At 66.4% G+C, this 14,820-nt stretch carries 12 protein-coding genes, 1 tRNA gene and 2 pseudogenes; 11 read left to right on the forward strand and 4 right to left on the reverse strand.

All coding sequences use genetic code 11. The features are described from left to right. Both A5777_RS24970 and A5777_RS05775 read left to right on the forward strand, forming a co-directional pair. Window positions 1-435: pseudogene (locus A5777_RS24970) on the forward strand (DUF222 domain-containing protein); the annotation flags it as partial. A 61-nt stretch (window positions 436-496) separates the two neighbouring features. After that, window positions 497-569, forward strand: a tRNA-Arg gene (locus A5777_RS05775). Window positions 570-854: 285 nt separating this feature from the next. Here the strand turns inward: A5777_RS05775 and A5777_RS05780 are convergent. Beyond that, window positions 855-1,229 (reverse strand): cupin domain-containing protein, encoded by a 375-nt coding sequence (locus A5777_RS05780; protein ID WP_064861940.1) that lies wholly within the window; start codon window positions 1,227-1,229, stop codon window positions 855-857. A 68-nt stretch (window positions 1,230-1,297) separates the two neighbouring features. On the opposite strand from A5777_RS05780, the gene argS reads away from it, so the two are divergent. From argS to A5777_RS05805, 5 genes and pseudogenes are all read left to right on the forward strand, one after another. Beyond that, the gene (gene argS, locus A5777_RS05785) at window positions 1,298-2,950 is read left to right on the forward strand and encodes an arginine--tRNA ligase (RefSeq protein ID WP_064861941.1); all 1,653 of its coding nucleotides are present in this window, start codon (window positions 1,298-1,300) and stop codon (window positions 2,948-2,950) included. After that, window positions 2,947-4,365 (forward strand): diaminopimelate decarboxylase, encoded by a 1,419-nt coding sequence (gene lysA, locus A5777_RS05790; RefSeq protein ID WP_064861942.1) that lies wholly within the window; start codon window positions 2,947-2,949, stop codon window positions 4,363-4,365. Before argS ends, lysA begins: the two co-directional genes overlap by 4 nt. Window positions 4,366-4,425: 60 nt before the next feature. Continuing rightward, window positions 4,426-5,733, forward strand: coding sequence for a homoserine dehydrogenase (locus tag A5777_RS05795; RefSeq protein WP_064861943.1), 1,308 nt, complete (start codon window positions 4,426-4,428; stop codon window positions 5,731-5,733). Then, window positions 5,726-6,820 carry a threonine synthase gene (gene thrC, locus A5777_RS05800; RefSeq protein ID WP_064861944.1) on the forward strand — a complete coding sequence of 365 codons (1,095 nt, stop codon included), beginning with the start codon at window positions 5,726-5,728 and terminating at the stop codon, window positions 6,818-6,820. Before A5777_RS05795 ends, thrC begins: the two co-directional genes overlap by 8 nt. A 19-nt stretch (window positions 6,821-6,839) precedes the next feature. Next, window positions 6,840-7,346, forward strand: a pseudogene (locus A5777_RS05805) (homoserine kinase); the annotation flags it as partial. Between the two features lie 319 nt (window positions 7,347-7,665). On the opposite strand, the gene A5777_RS05810 reads toward A5777_RS05805, so the two are convergent. Further along, on the reverse strand, window positions 7,666-8,055 hold the full coding sequence (locus A5777_RS05810; RefSeq protein WP_064861945.1) for a DUF3040 domain-containing protein: 390 nt from the start codon (window positions 8,053-8,055) through the stop codon (window positions 7,666-7,668). A 269-nt stretch (window positions 8,056-8,324) separates the two neighbouring features. Beyond that, entirely contained in the window at window positions 8,325-8,843 is a 519-nt protein-coding gene (locus tag A5777_RS05815) for an SAV_6107 family HEPN domain-containing protein (RefSeq protein ID WP_064861962.1), read from the reverse strand. Between the two features lie 324 nt (window positions 8,844-9,167). Between A5777_RS05815 and A5777_RS05820 the strand changes: the two genes are divergently transcribed. The 3 genes from A5777_RS05820 (at window position 9,168) to A5777_RS05830 (ending at window position 12,474) form a co-directional block, all read left to right on the forward strand. After that, the gene (locus A5777_RS05820) at window positions 9,168-9,857 is read left to right on the forward strand and encodes a GNAT family N-acetyltransferase (RefSeq protein ID WP_064861946.1); all 690 of its coding nucleotides are present in this window, start codon (window positions 9,168-9,170) and stop codon (window positions 9,855-9,857) included. Further along, window positions 9,854-11,482: a phytoene desaturase family protein gene (locus tag A5777_RS05825; protein ID WP_082933559.1), complete on the forward strand. Its 1,629-nt coding sequence runs from the start codon at window positions 9,854-9,856 to the stop codon at window positions 11,480-11,482. Before A5777_RS05820 ends, A5777_RS05825 begins: the two co-directional genes overlap by 4 nt. 86 nt (window positions 11,483-11,568) lie before the next feature. Then, window positions 11,569-12,474 carry an LppM family (lipo)protein gene (locus tag A5777_RS05830; RefSeq protein ID WP_064861947.1) on the forward strand — a complete coding sequence of 302 codons (906 nt, stop codon included), beginning with the start codon at window positions 11,569-11,571 and terminating at the stop codon, window positions 12,472-12,474. A 203-nt stretch (window positions 12,475-12,677) separates the two neighbouring features. Here A5777_RS05830 and A5777_RS05835 read toward each other — a convergent pair whose 3' ends face one another. Beyond that, window positions 12,678-13,664, reverse strand: a complete 987-nt coding sequence (locus tag A5777_RS05835) for a methylenetetrahydrofolate reductase (RefSeq protein ID WP_005205579.1) — start codon at window positions 13,662-13,664, stop codon at window positions 12,678-12,680. Here A5777_RS05835 and A5777_RS05840 point away from each other — a divergent pair, their 5' ends adjacent. Continuing rightward, complete coding sequence (locus A5777_RS05840) at window positions 13,665-14,816, forward strand: polyprenyl synthetase family protein (RefSeq protein ID WP_064861948.1); 1,152 nt, start codon at window positions 13,665-13,667, stop codon at window positions 14,814-14,816. Window positions 14,817-14,820 lie beyond the last annotated feature (4 nt).

Consider the following 14,820-nt stretch of genomic DNA (forward strand, 5'->3'; position numbering starts at 1 on the left):
CACGTCACCGAATACGACCACCACACCCCGGCTGCAGGTGGGTCCACCAGCTACGAGAACCTCAACACCAAATGCCGGTACGGGCACATCACCAAGACATTCGGCGACTGGGTTGATGACCAGTACCGCGACCCGGTCACTGGCCGGTTGGTCACCGAATACATCACCCCGGAAGGTTTCGTCATCCCCGGTGACGCCGAAACGTTCGAAGACACCTTCCCCGGACTACGCCGGCTCCACTTCACCCCACCGGCCACCGGTGATCCGCCACCGCGTCGAATCGAACCACTCGAGACCACCCCGCGCCGACACACACGCGCGGCGAACAAACACGCCCGACGCCGCGCCGAACGACACCGCAACCGCCAACGCCGCCTCACCCGCGACGTCGACAAATCCCTTGTCGACAACTCAGCCGGACCACCCCCGTTCTGACACACGCGTGCCGGGTTGGGATCCGTTCGCGCTGTGGGTTAGGCTTGCTGTCGCCCGTTGAGCCCCCGTAGCTCAGGGGATAGAGCGTCTGCCTCCGGAGCAGAAGGCCGCAGGTTCGAATCCTGCCGGGGGCACCGTTTCTTATCTCCGGGCCCGCAGATCACCGCGGGCCTCGGTAAATACTCCTCATGTCTCCGTACGCTGTGCCTCTCCGTACGCTCGGACGAGGAGACCGTCGCCAATATTCGTTCGTACTGTCCGGTCTCCGCAATGGAATGGGGCCTCGCGTGGAATGGAACTTTCAACGCCTGTCCAGTGGGACGTGGCAGCCGCCTTCACTGATCAACTATGGAAACACGCGCAACACCAGCAACCGGGCGATCCTGCGCCCTATGTCCATCTCACACCGTAAGAACCCATCATTGGGCCCGGAACCCCGACTCCGCATCGTCGGCAAGCCCGACGTACAGCCGTCGCCACGGGTCGTCGCCGAGCAGTTCCCACCGATGGCCGGTGCCGTCGGTGTCCTCGGCGACCAGGACGACCCCGGGTTCGAGCCGGAATTTCTCTCCGTCGCGGGTGACGAAGTCCAGCACACCGGCCAGGGTGATCACGTACTGACGCCGCGGCGCGGTGTGCCAGGCGAACGAGCCGCCCTCGGCGGTCTCCTGGAACGCAGCGGTGGTCGTTGCAGTCTCGGCAGAGCGCAGTGTGTGCGCGTCGAGTGACACCGAGCCGTGCTCGACGTGGGATCGGCCGTCGGTGTCATTCCAGAGTCGTATCGCAGGGATCACGGTTCAAAACTCTACGATTCACCAGGCAGTTGCGGCTTGCTGAAGTGGGGCCAATAGGATGGTGACCTGTGACTCCCGCCGATCTCGCCGCATTGTTGAGTACCGTGACCCGGACCGTCGTGTCCGATCGCGGACTCGACGCGTCGCTGGTGCCCGAATCCGTGGTCGTCGAGCGTCCTCGCCACGCCGATCACGGCGATTACTCGACCAACGTCGCACTTCAGCTCGGCAAGAAGCTCGGTGTCAATCCGCGCGAACTCGCAGGACGGCTCGTCGAGGCGTTCTCCGCTGCGGATGGTATCGAGAAAGCCGAGGTCGCGGGCCCGGGATTCGTCAACATCTGGCTGGCCGCGTCGGCCCAGAACAGCGTCATCGAGACGGCCCTCACCCAGACCACCGAGTACGGCAAGGGCGACGAGTTCAGCGACAAGACCATCAACCTCGAGTTCGTCTCGGCCAACCCGACCGGCCCGATCCACCTCGGTGGCACGCGCTGGGCCGCGGTCGGTGATGCTCTCGGACGGGTGTTGGCAGCACGCGGAGCCAAGGTCACCCGCGAGTACTACTTCAACGACCACGGTTCTCAGATCGACAAGTTCGCACGCTCACTGGAGGCGTCAGCGCTCGGCGAGCCGACGCCCGAGGACGGGTACGCGGGCGAGTACATCGTCGACATCGCGAACAAGGTGGTCGAGGCCGTCCCCGACGTCCTCTCGCAGCCGCAGGAGCAACGTCGTGAGACGTTCCGGTCGGTCGGCGTCGAGTTGATGTTCGACCACATCAAGTCGAGCCTGCACGAGTTCGGGACCGACTTCGACGTGTTCACCCACGAGAACTCGATGTTCACCTCGGGCCTGGTGGAGGAGTGCATCGCCGAACTGCGCGCCAACGGCAACCTCTACGAGTCCGACGGCGCGTGGTGGCTACGGACGACGAACTTCGGCGACGACAAGGACCGTGTCGTCATCAAGAGCGATGGCGAAGCCGCCTACATCGCAGGAGACATCGCCTACTACCGTGACAAGCGCAACCGCGGTTTCAACCTGTGCATGTACATGCTCGGCGCCGACCACCACGGCTACATCAAGCGACTCAAGGCCGCCGCCGCAGCTTTGGGTGACGACCCCGACACTGTCGAGGTGCTCATCGGGCAGATGGTCAACCTCGTCCGCGACGGCAAGCCGGTGCGGATGAGCAAGCGGGCCGGCACCGTGATCACGCTCGACGACCTCGTCGACGCGGTCGGAGTCGACGCCGCGCGCTACGCGCTGATCCGCTCGTCGATCGACGTGAACATCGACATCGATCTCGACCTGCTGGCCAAGCAGTCCAACGACAACCCGGTGTACTACGTGCAGTACGCACACGCGCGGCTGTCGGCGATCGCGCGCAACGCCGACGAACTGGGCCTCAAGCCCCGACTCGAACACCTCGACCTGCTCGACTCCGACACCGAGGGCGATGTGATCCGCACGATCGGCGACTTCGACGAAGTCGTGGCGACGGCGGCGCAACTGCGTGAGCCGCACCGCATCTCGCGCTACCTGGAGTCCCTCGCGGGTGCCTACCACCGGTTCTATGCCCACAATCGGGTGCTGCCGCAGGGCGATGAAGAACCCGGTGACATCCACGGCGCGCGGCTTGCGCTCTGCGCGGCAACCCGCCAGGTTCTGCGCAACGGGCTCGACCTCATCGGCGTCAGCGCTCCGGAGCGGATGTGAACGCGCATCCGGCGGGACCGCGCCACGCCGAGACCCAAGCGGCACCGCAGTTGGCCCAGCAGCCGAACGACCCGGCCGCGGTTGCGCAGATCCCGGCAAACGTGTTCCCGCGCAATGCTGTTCGTGCCGAGTCCGGCGAACTGACCATCGCGGGCGTTGGAGTCGGTGAGCTGGCCGAGACCTTCGGCACCCCGCTGTTCGTGCTCGACGAGGATGATTTCCGCTCACGCTGCCGCGACATGATGACCGCGTTCGGACCCTACGGACGTGTGCACTATGCGTCGAAGGCGTTCCTGTGTAGCGAGGTTGCGCGCTGGGTCGACCAGGAGGGTCTGTCACTCGACGTCTGTTCGGGTGGCGAGCTCGCTATCGCCCTTCACGCGGGATTCCCGGCAGAGCGAATCGCGTTGCACGGCAACAACAAGAGCCTCGATGAACTCGACGCGGCACTCGAGGCCGGCGTCGGGCACATCGTGCTGGACTCGATGATGGAGATCGAGCGCCTCGACCGTTTGGCGGGCGAGCGCGGTGTTGTCGCCGACGTACTGATCCGAGTGACCGTCGGCGTCGAGGCCCACACACACGAGTTCATCGCCACGGCACACGAGGACCAGAAGTTCGGTTTCGCGCTGTCGGGCGGCGTCGCCATGGAAGCGGTTCGCCGCGTCTTCGCCACCGATAACCTTCGACTGGTGGGGCTGCACAGCCACATCGGCTCGCAGATCTTCGACATGGACGGCTTCGAGCTCGCGGCACATCGGGTGCTCGGGTTGCTCCACGACGTCGTCGACGAGTTCGGTGTCGACAAGACGTCGCAGATGTCGATCGTGGATCTCGGTGGGGGACTGGGTATTTCGTACCTTCCCGACGAACGTCCACTGCCCGTCGCCGATGTCGCAGAGACACTGGCCACCATCGTCCGTCGCGAATCGCAAGCGGTTGGCCTGCCGATGCCGACGATCGCCGTCGAACCCGGCCGCGCGATCGCCGGGCCGGGCACCATCACGCTCTACCGGGTCGGGACCATCAAAGACGTCGAACTCGGCGGCGGGTCGGTACGTCGCTACGTGTCCGTCGACGGCGGAATGAGCGACAACATCCGGACGGTGCTGTATCAGGCCGAGTACGACGTGCGGCTGGTCTCGCGGGTTTCCGACGCCGATCCGGTGGTCAGCCGCGTCGTCGGAAAGCATTGTGAGAGTGGCGACATCGTAATCAAGGACTGCTGGCTACCCGGCGACCTCGAACCCGGCGATCTGATCGCCGTCGCGGCGACCGGTGCGTACTGCTATTCGATGTCGAGCCGATACAACATGGCGATGCGGCCGGCCGTGGTCGCGGTGGCTGACGGTACGGCGAGGGTGATTCTTCGCCGCGAGACACTCGACGACTATCTGCGGCTGGAGGTGCGCTGAATGAGTAACGGTGTAGGGCAAGACAACTCGGTAGGGCAAGACCAATCGGCGGGACAAGACATGACAGCGCAGGACAAGACGATCGGCGTCGCGGTCCTCGGTATGGGCAATGTGGGTTCCGAGGTGGTGCGAATCCTCGAGGACAACGCCGCCGACCTGCGGGCTCGGGTCGGTGCGCCCGTTGATCTTCGCGGCGTCGCGGTGCGTGATCTGACCCGGCCACGCAAGATCGCTCAGGAACTGATCACCGACGACCCCGCAGCACTCGTGGCACGCGACGACGTCGACATCGTCGTCGAACTCATGGGCGGAATCGATCCCGCCCGCGAATTGATCCGCACCGCACTGCAATCGGGCAAATCCGTGGTGACGGCCAACAAGGCGCTACTCGCCGAGTACACGGGCGAACTCGCCACCGCAGCCGCCGACGCCAAGGTCGACCTGTACTTCGAGGCGGCCGTCGCCGGAGCAATTCCGGTGGTGCGTCCGCTGATGCAGTCTCTCGCGGGCGACACGGTCGAGCGAGTCGCCGGAATAGTCAACGGCACCACCAACTTCATCCTGTCGGAGATGGCGGAGACCGGTGCCGACTACGCCGAAACCCTCGCCGAGGCAGGACGTCTGGGTTACGCCGAGGCCGATCCGACGGCCGACGTCGAGGGCTACGACGCCGCGGCCAAGGCCGCGATCCTCGCGTCGATCGCGTTCCACACCCGCGTGACCGCGGCCGACGTCTACCGCGAGGGCATCACGAACGTGACGCCCGACGATCTGGTGGCGGCGAAGAAGTTCGACTGCACGGTCAAACTTCTCTCGATCTGTGAACGGGTGCGAGGCGCCGACGGCTCCCAGCGGGTGTCGGCGCGCGTGTACCCGGCGCTGATCCCGTTGTCACACCCACTCGCAACGGTCAACGGCGCCTTCAACGCAGTCGTCGTCGAGGCCGAGAACGCGGGAAGGCTCATGTTCTACGGGCAGGGTGCAGGCGGTTCGCCGACGGCATCGGCGGTGCTCGGCGATATGGTGATGGCCGCACGAAACAAGGTGCACGGCGGTCGCGGACCACTTGAATCGACCTACGCGTCGTTGCCGATTGCGTCGATCGACGAAGTGCCGACCCGCTACTACGTCTCCATGCGAGTCGCCGACAAGCCCGGTGTACTCTCGCAGGTCGCCAACGAATTCTCGAAGCGATCGGTGAGTATCGCCGCAGTCCGTCAGGAAGGCGCGGGCGACGACGCCCGGCTCATCGTCGTCACACACCGCGCACCCGATCGAGCTCAGTCGGAATGCGTTGCGGCACTTGAGGACATGGACTCCGTGACCACGGTGTCCAGCGTTCTGCGATTGGAAGGAACCGATGACTGACGCGACCAACGCACCCGCGCACGCGCCTGTGCATGCAGGCTGGCCAGGGCTGATCGAGGCCTATCGTTCACGACTGCCCGTCGGCGACGACTGGAAGGTCGTGACCCTCCTCGAGGGTGCGACCCCGCTCGTTCCCGCGCGCCACCTCTCCGAACTGACCGGCTGCGAGGTGTACCTCAAGGTCGAGGGACTCAACCCGACCGGCTCGTTCAAGGATCGCGGCATGACCATGGCCGTGAGCAACGCGGTCAACAACGGCAAGACGGCGGTCTTGTGTGCGTCAACGGGAAATACGTCGGCGTCGGCCGCGGCCTACGCCACCCGTGCCGGCATCACCTGCGCCGTGCTGATTCCCGAGGGAAAGATCGCGATGGGCAAGCTCGCCCAGGCGGTCATGAGCGGCGCCAAGATCATCCAGGTACAGGGCAACTTCGACGACTGTCTCGAACTCGCCCGCAAGGCCACCGCGGAGTTTACCGAGATCGAGCTGGTCAACTCGGTCAATCCGGCACGAATCGAGGGGCAGAAGACGGCGGCATTCGAAATCGTCGACGTCCTCGGCCGCGCGCCTGACGTGCACGTGCTCCCGGTGGGCAACGCGGGCAACATCACCGCGTACTGGAAGGGCTATCGCGAGTACCACGCCGACGGCATCAGCGATCTTCCGCGCATGCTCGGTGTGCAGGCTGCGGGTGCTGCTCCGCTGGTCAACGGCGCGCCGGTGAAAGATCCCGAGACCATCGCCACCGCGATCCGCATCGGGTCGCCCGCAAGCTGGAACCAGGCCGTCGCGGCCAAGGAGGAGTCGGGCGGCCAGTTCCGCGCAGCCACCGACGAGAAGCTGCTCGAGGCGTACCGACTCGTGGCGGGTAAAGAGGGCGTCTTCGTCGAGCCGGCGTCCGCTGCCAGCGTGGCGGGCCTGCTCGCGGCCCACGCCGACGGCTGGATCACTCCGGGCCAGACGGTTGTCTGCACCGTGACCGGCAACGGCCTCAAGGACCCCGATACCGCACTCCTCGGGATGCCGGAAGTCGAGGCGATTCCGGTCGATCCCGTCGCGGTTGCCGATGCACTCGGCGTCGCCTGAATCCGGGACGGACCGACGAATGGTCAGCCCGGATACGGTGTATAGGCAACTGCCGGAAGGTCTTTCGACCACAGTGCGCGTGCCTGCGTCGAGTGCGAACCTCGGACCGGGGTTCGACTCGCTCGGTATCGCGCTCGGGCTCTACGACGAGGTGGTTGCCTCGACGACGCCTGCCGGTATCGACGTCGACGTCGTGGGTGAGGCCGCCGCCGACGTGCCCCGTGATGCCAACCATCTCGTCGTTCGTGCATTGCTCGCCGGACTCGCGCATGCGGGCGTGTCGGCGGCAGGACTCCATCTGAAGACTGTCAACGCCATCCCGCATTCGCGCGGTCTCGGATCGTCGGCCTCGGCCGCGGTCTCCGGACTCGCCGCGGCCTCCGGCCTGGTTGTGGCCGCAGGCCTCGGCGATCCCATCTCCGACGCCGACCTGGTGCAATTGGCCAGCGCCTTCGAAGGTCACCCCGACAACGCCGCGGCCAGCGTCCTCGGGTCAGCGGTCGTCACCTGGATCGAACCCGGCGAGCATGCCCGCTACGGCGCGCGGCAGCCCTGTGTGGGATCCAGAGAACCCCGGCAATGAGACAGCCACGACATACGACAGCAGGGCAACACATCGGTGCGATGTGTTGCCCTGCTGATCTGAGAAGTGGGCCTGCGGTACGGCTCGGCGGGCGGTGGTGGACTCGAAGAAGTGTCTTGTCGAATGCCGTGGGTGCTGCAGCACACCAACCTTGAGATACGGCACACATGTGGCCGCGGGAGGCGGCCAGGCCTGACTCTCGAGCACCGCGGAGGCGATGAGGCCGAGAAGAGTGAGGCGCCTGATCAGTCAGGCGGCTCGGTCACTCCTGGTCGAAGCGGCGGTTGAACCGTTCTTCCATGCGCTCGGTGAACTTGCGCTTGTTGCCTGCCGGACGGGCGGTGTCGGCGGGTGCCGAACCCTCGGAAGCCGAACGTCCACCACCCCAGAGAGCAAGAAGACCTGCGCCGAACATCACGAGAAAACCGATGAGACTGACGACAGGAAGGCCGGCGATGCTCAGACCCACCAGAGGACCGACGATGAGCAGCACAAGACCGACGGCGAAGATCGCCGCCGCCTGAAGACGACGACGACCCGACGATCGGCCCAGCCGTCGACGCTTCACGCTGGACGCGAACTTCGGGTCCTCGGCGTATAGAGCACTTTCGATTTGTTCGAGCATGCGCTGCTCGTGCTCCGAGAGTGGCACCGACCCTCCTTACTACGTTGCCGATTCACACTTCAACGAGATTGTGGCGACCGCGGACGCCCGTCTCGTGACATGTGTTCGCGGCTTACAGCTTCCATGATACGAGGTGATCGCAAGCCCGACCACCATAACCATCCGACGGTCACCTCAAGTGCGCCGATAGACACAAATTGAGACCAAGGATCACGCCGAGCGAAACCGCCTGGCGCGCCCACAGAAGCCTCCGACCACCGGTCAGCGCGTGGGCCGCGGTCTCGAGCGATGTGTTCTCAGGCGATGTGGTCGAAGCCGTAGTCGGACCTGTCGACCGACTGGTGCGCGAGCTTTCCCTGTTCGTAGCCGACGATGATGTCCTCGACGGCATCGAGGAACGACAGCACGCGGGAACGGAGCGCGGCGACCGCCGAGCCCTCGACCGAGCGGCGCAAACCTGACTCGATCTCCATACGAACAGCCGACAGGCGAGCAAATGCCTCGGCGAACTCGGCGAGATCAGGAACAGCCGACGAGATGCGCGACCACGCGTTCGGCGATACACGGTGGGAAACACGCTTGGTCGGCGGTTCATACACCGCGAGCGCGGCACCCGCCGCGCGCAGTGCCGCGAGGTAGTACTGGCGGAAACGCTCGGCGTCGTCTGGCACACCGTCGGCGTTCTCCACCAGGATCTCCGCGCGTTCGAGGAGGTCACGAGCGCGGACGACAACCACGGGGTCGATCTCTGGACGCACCACCGCACCTCGCCGTGCGTGGCGCACTGTGCCGCGCGTCGGCCTGTTGACTGCCATGTCGCGCTCCCTTCGGTGTTGCGTCTTCTCGAACGACCCGGGGATGTGACCGAGTCCCGGTGCGGTCCGACGATGCACGCTTCCCTCGTCCGTCGCCGGACCGCCCGGACTGTCGTGGGTGAAGCAGAACGGCTTGCGGAGGCACGTTCATCGAACACCCGTTCGACATATTCAATATAGCTAGAACGGCGACACTCTTCAAGTGGAGATGTGGCCCCAATCCAGATAGCAGAAGCGTAGAACTCGGTACCGACATTCCCGATCCGCCGCGGCCTGCCACGGACTCGACGCGCGGCTTGGTGCGGAAGGAAGGACGACGAGCAGTTGGCGACCCGACTCGTTCGGTTGGCCGGGCAGGACGCCCCGGCCTGGCTCGACGCTGCCCTGAACGTCTACGTGACCGCGATGGACTACCCACGCGGTACCGAACACCACCGGGTTCCGCTCTGGCGTGAGCACATCGCCCGTCGAGGGTGGACCGCATACGCCGCGCTGACGGCCGTTCCCCCCGACCTCCGGCTCGACCCCGACACACAGCGTCGACTCATCGGCCCTCCGGTCTCGCCGTCGGGGCACGAGATCATGGTCGGCATCGCCTACGGCTACCGCGGTGCCGACGACCAGTGGTGGAATCACCAGCTCAGAACAGGGCTCCGACTCTCGGGTTGGAGCCGTGAGACCATCGAGCGCGTCGCCACGAACTACTTCGAACTCACCGAGCTGCACGTTCACCCGACCGCCCAGGGCCACGGCATCGGCGAGTGGTTGCTGACCGCGCTGCTGAGCGACCGCGAAGAAGACCATGTCCTGCTGTCCACCCCGGAGATTCACGCCGAACAGAATCGAGCGTGGTCGCTCTATCGCAGGATGGGCTTCGACGATGTGCTGCGGCACTTCACCTTCACCGGCGACCCACGCCCCTTCGCCTTCCTCGGTCGACGACTCCCGCTCGACGCCGCGCCGGAACCGATCGTGGGCACACCACGCACACCACCGCCGGCAGCGGCGCGGTGAGCCGCTTGACCCGCTCCGGCCACCAGCCCCGGCACGACGCCGTTGTCGTTGGCGCGGGTCACAACGGCCTCATCGCGGCCGCCTACCTCGCCCGCGCCGGACGCTCCGTTCTCGTCGTCGAACGCGACGACATTCCGGGCGGTGCCGTCTCGACCGTCGAACGTTTTCCGGGTTATCGCGTCGATCGCGGGTCGTCGGCGCATCTGATGATCCGACACTCCCCGATCATCGACGAGCTCGACCTCTCCGCCCACGGGCTGCGCTATATCGACTGCGACCCTTGGGGTTTCGCACCCGCGACGCAGGACGGACCACCGCTGGTGTTCCGCACCGACCTCAACGCGACCTGTGCGTCGATCGCCGCGGCGTGCTCAGACGCCGACGCGGACGCCTACCGACGCTTCGTCGGCGTGTGGGGACGGCGGTCGCGGGCTGTGCTCGATGCGTTCAACTCCCCGTCGACACTCCCCCGCTTCGGACGAGCATTCGCCGGCATCGGACACACCGCCCACACCGCGCGCACCGGGCTCATCGGTCGACGTGCTGGGTCGCTCATGTCGGCGACCCAGGAACTGATGATGTCCGGTGACGCGCTTCTCGATCGCTGGTTCACCTCCGAACGACTCAAAGCGGCTCTCGCGTGGTTCGGCGCGCAATCGGGTCCGCCCATGAATGCGCCGGGAACCGCACCCATGGTCGGGTTTGCAGCGCTCATGCACCGGATTCCCCCTGGCAGGGCCGTCGGCGGCAGCGGCGCGCTCACCGAATCCCTTCTGCACCGGCTCGACGCCGACGGCGCGCAGGTGCTCACCGGATCGCCCGCGACGTCGATCAGCCGGTGTGGCGATCATTGGTGCGTGCAGACCGACGGGGACAGCCACTGCACACGTCAGGTGATCGCCGCCTGCCACATTTTCGCGACACTCGACATGCTCGACGCCGGGCGAGCTGCTCCACCAGCGGAGATCGGTCGATGGCGTCGCGAGATCGATATCGGCTCCGGTATCGGGATGGCGGTCCGGCTCGGCACGCGCGCCCTGCCCGCCTACCGCGATCTGCCGTCGGACCTCCCGCCGCACGGCGTGCATTCGGCGCTGGGACTTCTCGTCACCGACCGCTCGCAACTTCGTCGCGCGTATACCGCGGCCACAGTCGGCGAGTTACCACCACGCCCACCGTGCGTCGTGATGAGTTTCTCGGCGATCGATCCGACACTTGCTCCCGCACAACGGCATTCGATCACGGTGTGGTCGCAGTGGCACCCGCGACAGTTGCGTGACGGCCAGTGGTCGACGTCCGGCTCGGTCGCCGCGGACGAGATCCTGGCCGAAGTCGATCGCCATGCGCCGGGATTCAGCGCGGCGGTCGACCACCGTTACGTCCAGACGCCCGCCGATCTGGAATCGGAGCTCGGGTTGGTCGGCGGCAACATCATGCACGTCGAGATGACGATCGATCAGATGTTCACCTATCGGCCGCACCCCGACCTCGCCGGGCATCGGATACCCGGCGCGGCCGGGCTCTTCCTCGCAGGGGCGTCGACGCATCCCGGAGGCGGGGTGACCGGTGCCAGCGGACGGATCGCAGGACAGCTCGCGATCGCGGCGAGTCGGCGGCGGCACTGACAGTCCGACACAACTTCATCTGGCACGATGAGCACGTGCAACCGGCTACCACGCGACGCCCCACCGATCCGACGAGCCGACGTACCGTGCGAACCACGATTGCGTCGCTGTTGATCCTGCTCACGGCGATGCCGCTGCTGTCGGGGTGCCTGACCCGCTCGACAACTGTCGGCGACCGGTATGCCGGCACGATCATCGTCGCGACCTCACCCGACAATCCCAGCGGCGCGCCGCGACTCGACATTCCCGAGTCGATGCACAACAACGTGTCGACCTCCGACTACCGCGAGGGCCCGCGCACCGGCCAGGCCGGTGATTCGGCGAACCCATCTGCTTCTGCTGGTGCCCCCTCCGCGAGCGCCTCGTCCACGGCCGCACAGCCCGGAGCGACAGGGCAGGGCGCGAGCCGGGTCGGTACCAGGGCCACATTCTCCGATCTGACGGCCGGTCAGCTCAGTCAGCTCGGAGACATCGTCGCCAACGCGTTCGGCGACACGTCGATGACGATGGAATTGAACGCCAAGCGCAGCGGCGATGTCGTCCGCTTTCGCGGCAGCGCCGATCTCAACGGACTCGATGAACGCGACTACCTGAAGTTCACCCTGGCGTTCGCGGGTCCGATCACCGCGAGCAACGTCCCGAAGCAGGATTCGGAGACCTCTGTCACGTGGACGCCCGAACCGGGCAAGGTCACCGAGTTCATCGCCGACGCGACCTACCCCGACCCCGCGACCGCGGCGTTCACCGGGTGGACGTGGCTCCTCGTGATCGTGTGCCTCCTCGTCGTCGCACTCGTCATCTGGTTGGCGTACTCGCACCGCGACACCAGCCCGCGCCCAGGACGGCCGCGGCCGGTGCGTCGAACCGCACCCGCCCAAAAGGCGACGACACCGCGGGCCACCGCATCGTCGACGACCGCTTCCTCCGGCGCACGCGCAGATGCCTCCGCGGCGGGTGGCCAGAAGCCGGAGAGCGGCGACCCCACCGGCTGAGCGCTGTGTAGTCCGGCGATTGTTCAAGGGGCAGTGCGCATTGTCGCTACCCCTAGAGCGCCGACGTACCACGATCAGAGCTTGTGGGATCGGCTATCGACGTGACCGTGGACGCACACTGGATCAACTCCCGGTTTATCCGCGCCGTCGCACTCCCGATACTCACCGTCGATGGCGCCGCGCAGACCCTGGCCTGGCGACAGCTAGTTCGACGAGACGAGCGGCAGGGCGTCGGAGGTGTCGACACCGAGGCGGTCGAGCACCTCGCAGGTGGCCTTGGCGAAGTTGAGGCTGATGAAATGCAGCCCGGGGACGCCCTCGGCGATGAGACGTTGCGACATCTCGGTGGCGATGTCGATGCCGACGGCGCGCACCGCTGCGCGATCCTCTTGTTCACCGGAGCCCGCGGCGTCGATCAACCGCCGTTCGACGCTCTCGGGCAGAACAGACCCCGACAACTCGACCATCCGTCGAACCGAGGCAAGCGACGTGATCGGCATGATCTCGGGAATGATCGGCTTGGCGCCCTGCTCGGCGTCGGCCGCGGCGACACGGTCGCGCAGGCGGAGGTAGAACTCGACGTCGAAGAACAGTTGGGTGACCGAGTACTCGGCGCCCGCGCGAAGCTTGCTCACCAGGACGCGGGTGTCGTGGTCGAGATCGGGAGCACGGTGATGGCCCTCGGGGAACGAGGCGACACCGACGTGGAACTGGCCGAGTTCGCCGATGAGGTCGACGAGTTCTTCGGCGTACGAGACGCCCTCGGGATGCTTGACCCACTCACCGAGCGGATCTCCCGGCGGATCACCGCGCAGCGCAAGGATATTGGTGATGCCCTTGTCGGCGTACGCACCGACCAGCGAGCGCAATTCGGCGATCGAATGGTCCACCGCGGTCAAGTGGGCCACCGGCACCAGCGTGGTCTCGGTCGCCAGTTGACCCGCGATCCGCACGGTGCGATCACGTGTGCTGCCACCCGCCCCGTACGTCAGCGAGACGAACGCGGGATTGAGCCGCTCGAAGACACGGACCGCGCGCCACAGGCGTGCCTCGCCCTCGGCGTCTTTGGGTGGGAGGAACTCGACGGAGAAGGGCACCTGTCCCGGATGCGGCGCAGACAGACGTTCGACGACGGACGGCACCGGGGCGGATGAATTCACCGGACCAGTGTACGGGCTAGCCTGTGACACGTGACCTCGACCGCTCCCGTACCAACGCGCCTCGCCGAGGTTCCCGGCGCAGTCGAATCCGTGCTGCGCGACTTTCTCGGCACCGCGGTGTCGACCGCCGCAGCCATTTCGCCGGTCGTCGGGTCGTCGGCGCAGGTCGTCGCCGATTTCGTACTGTCTGGCGGCAAGCGCATCCGCCCCGTCTTCGCGTACGCGGGGTGGCAGGCGGGCCGCGGCGACGCCAACGGCGTGCCGACCGGTCTCACCGACTCCGACGCAATGCGAATCTGTGCCGCCCTCGAACTCGTGCAGGGCTGCGCGCTCATTCACGACGACATCATCGACGCCTCCGACACACGGCGCGGTCGACCAACCGTGCACCGGGTGTTCGAGAGCGCCCATCGCGACGCGGGATGGCGCGGCGACGCGGCCGAACACGGAGTCGCGTCGGCTGTTCTGGCAGGCGATTTCGCGCTCGCATGGGCCGACGACCTCGTCCACGGGTACGCCCCCGCGACTGTGTCGCCCGCAGGCAGGCCGGTTGAAGGTCCGCACGTTGCGCCCCTGCCACCGGGAGTGATCGCGACGTGGGCGGCGATGCGCACGGAGGTGCTCGGCGGCCAGGTCCTCGACATCGTCAACGAGGTCAGCGGCGAGGAATCGACGGAAGCCGCCTATCGCGTGATGGAGTTCAAGACGGCTGCCTACACGGTCGCGCGGCCGCTCGAACTCGGCGCCCGCGCCGCGGGTGCCTCCGAGGAACTCGTCGACCACCTGCGTTCGGTCGGGCACGATCTCGGCATCGCGTTCCAACTACAGGACGATTTGCTCGGTGTGTTCGGCGACCCCGCCCGTACCGGCAAGCCCTCGGGCGACGATCTCGTCGCAGGCAAGCGGACGGCACTTCTCGCGCTGGGACTGTCCCGCGCCGACGCTCACGATCCCGCACTCGGCGACACGTTGCGTTCGGTGATCGGAACCGAACTGTCGGCAGACGAACTGGCCACTGCGCGTGGGATTCTGACCGACGTGGGCGCCGTCGCCGACGTCGAACGCACCATCGACACACTGCTCGAGTCCGCCGTCACCACCCTCGAGAGCACCGATATCGACGACGCCGTGTACACCGACCTCGTTGCCGTCTCGCGTCGTATGGCGCATCGCGACGCGTGAGCGT

Origin of the sequence: Gordonia sp. 852002-10350_SCH5691597 (assembly GCF_001665715.1) — a bacterium.
Taxonomy (GTDB): domain Bacteria; phylum Actinomycetota; class Actinomycetes; order Mycobacteriales; family Mycobacteriaceae; genus Gordonia; species Gordonia sputi.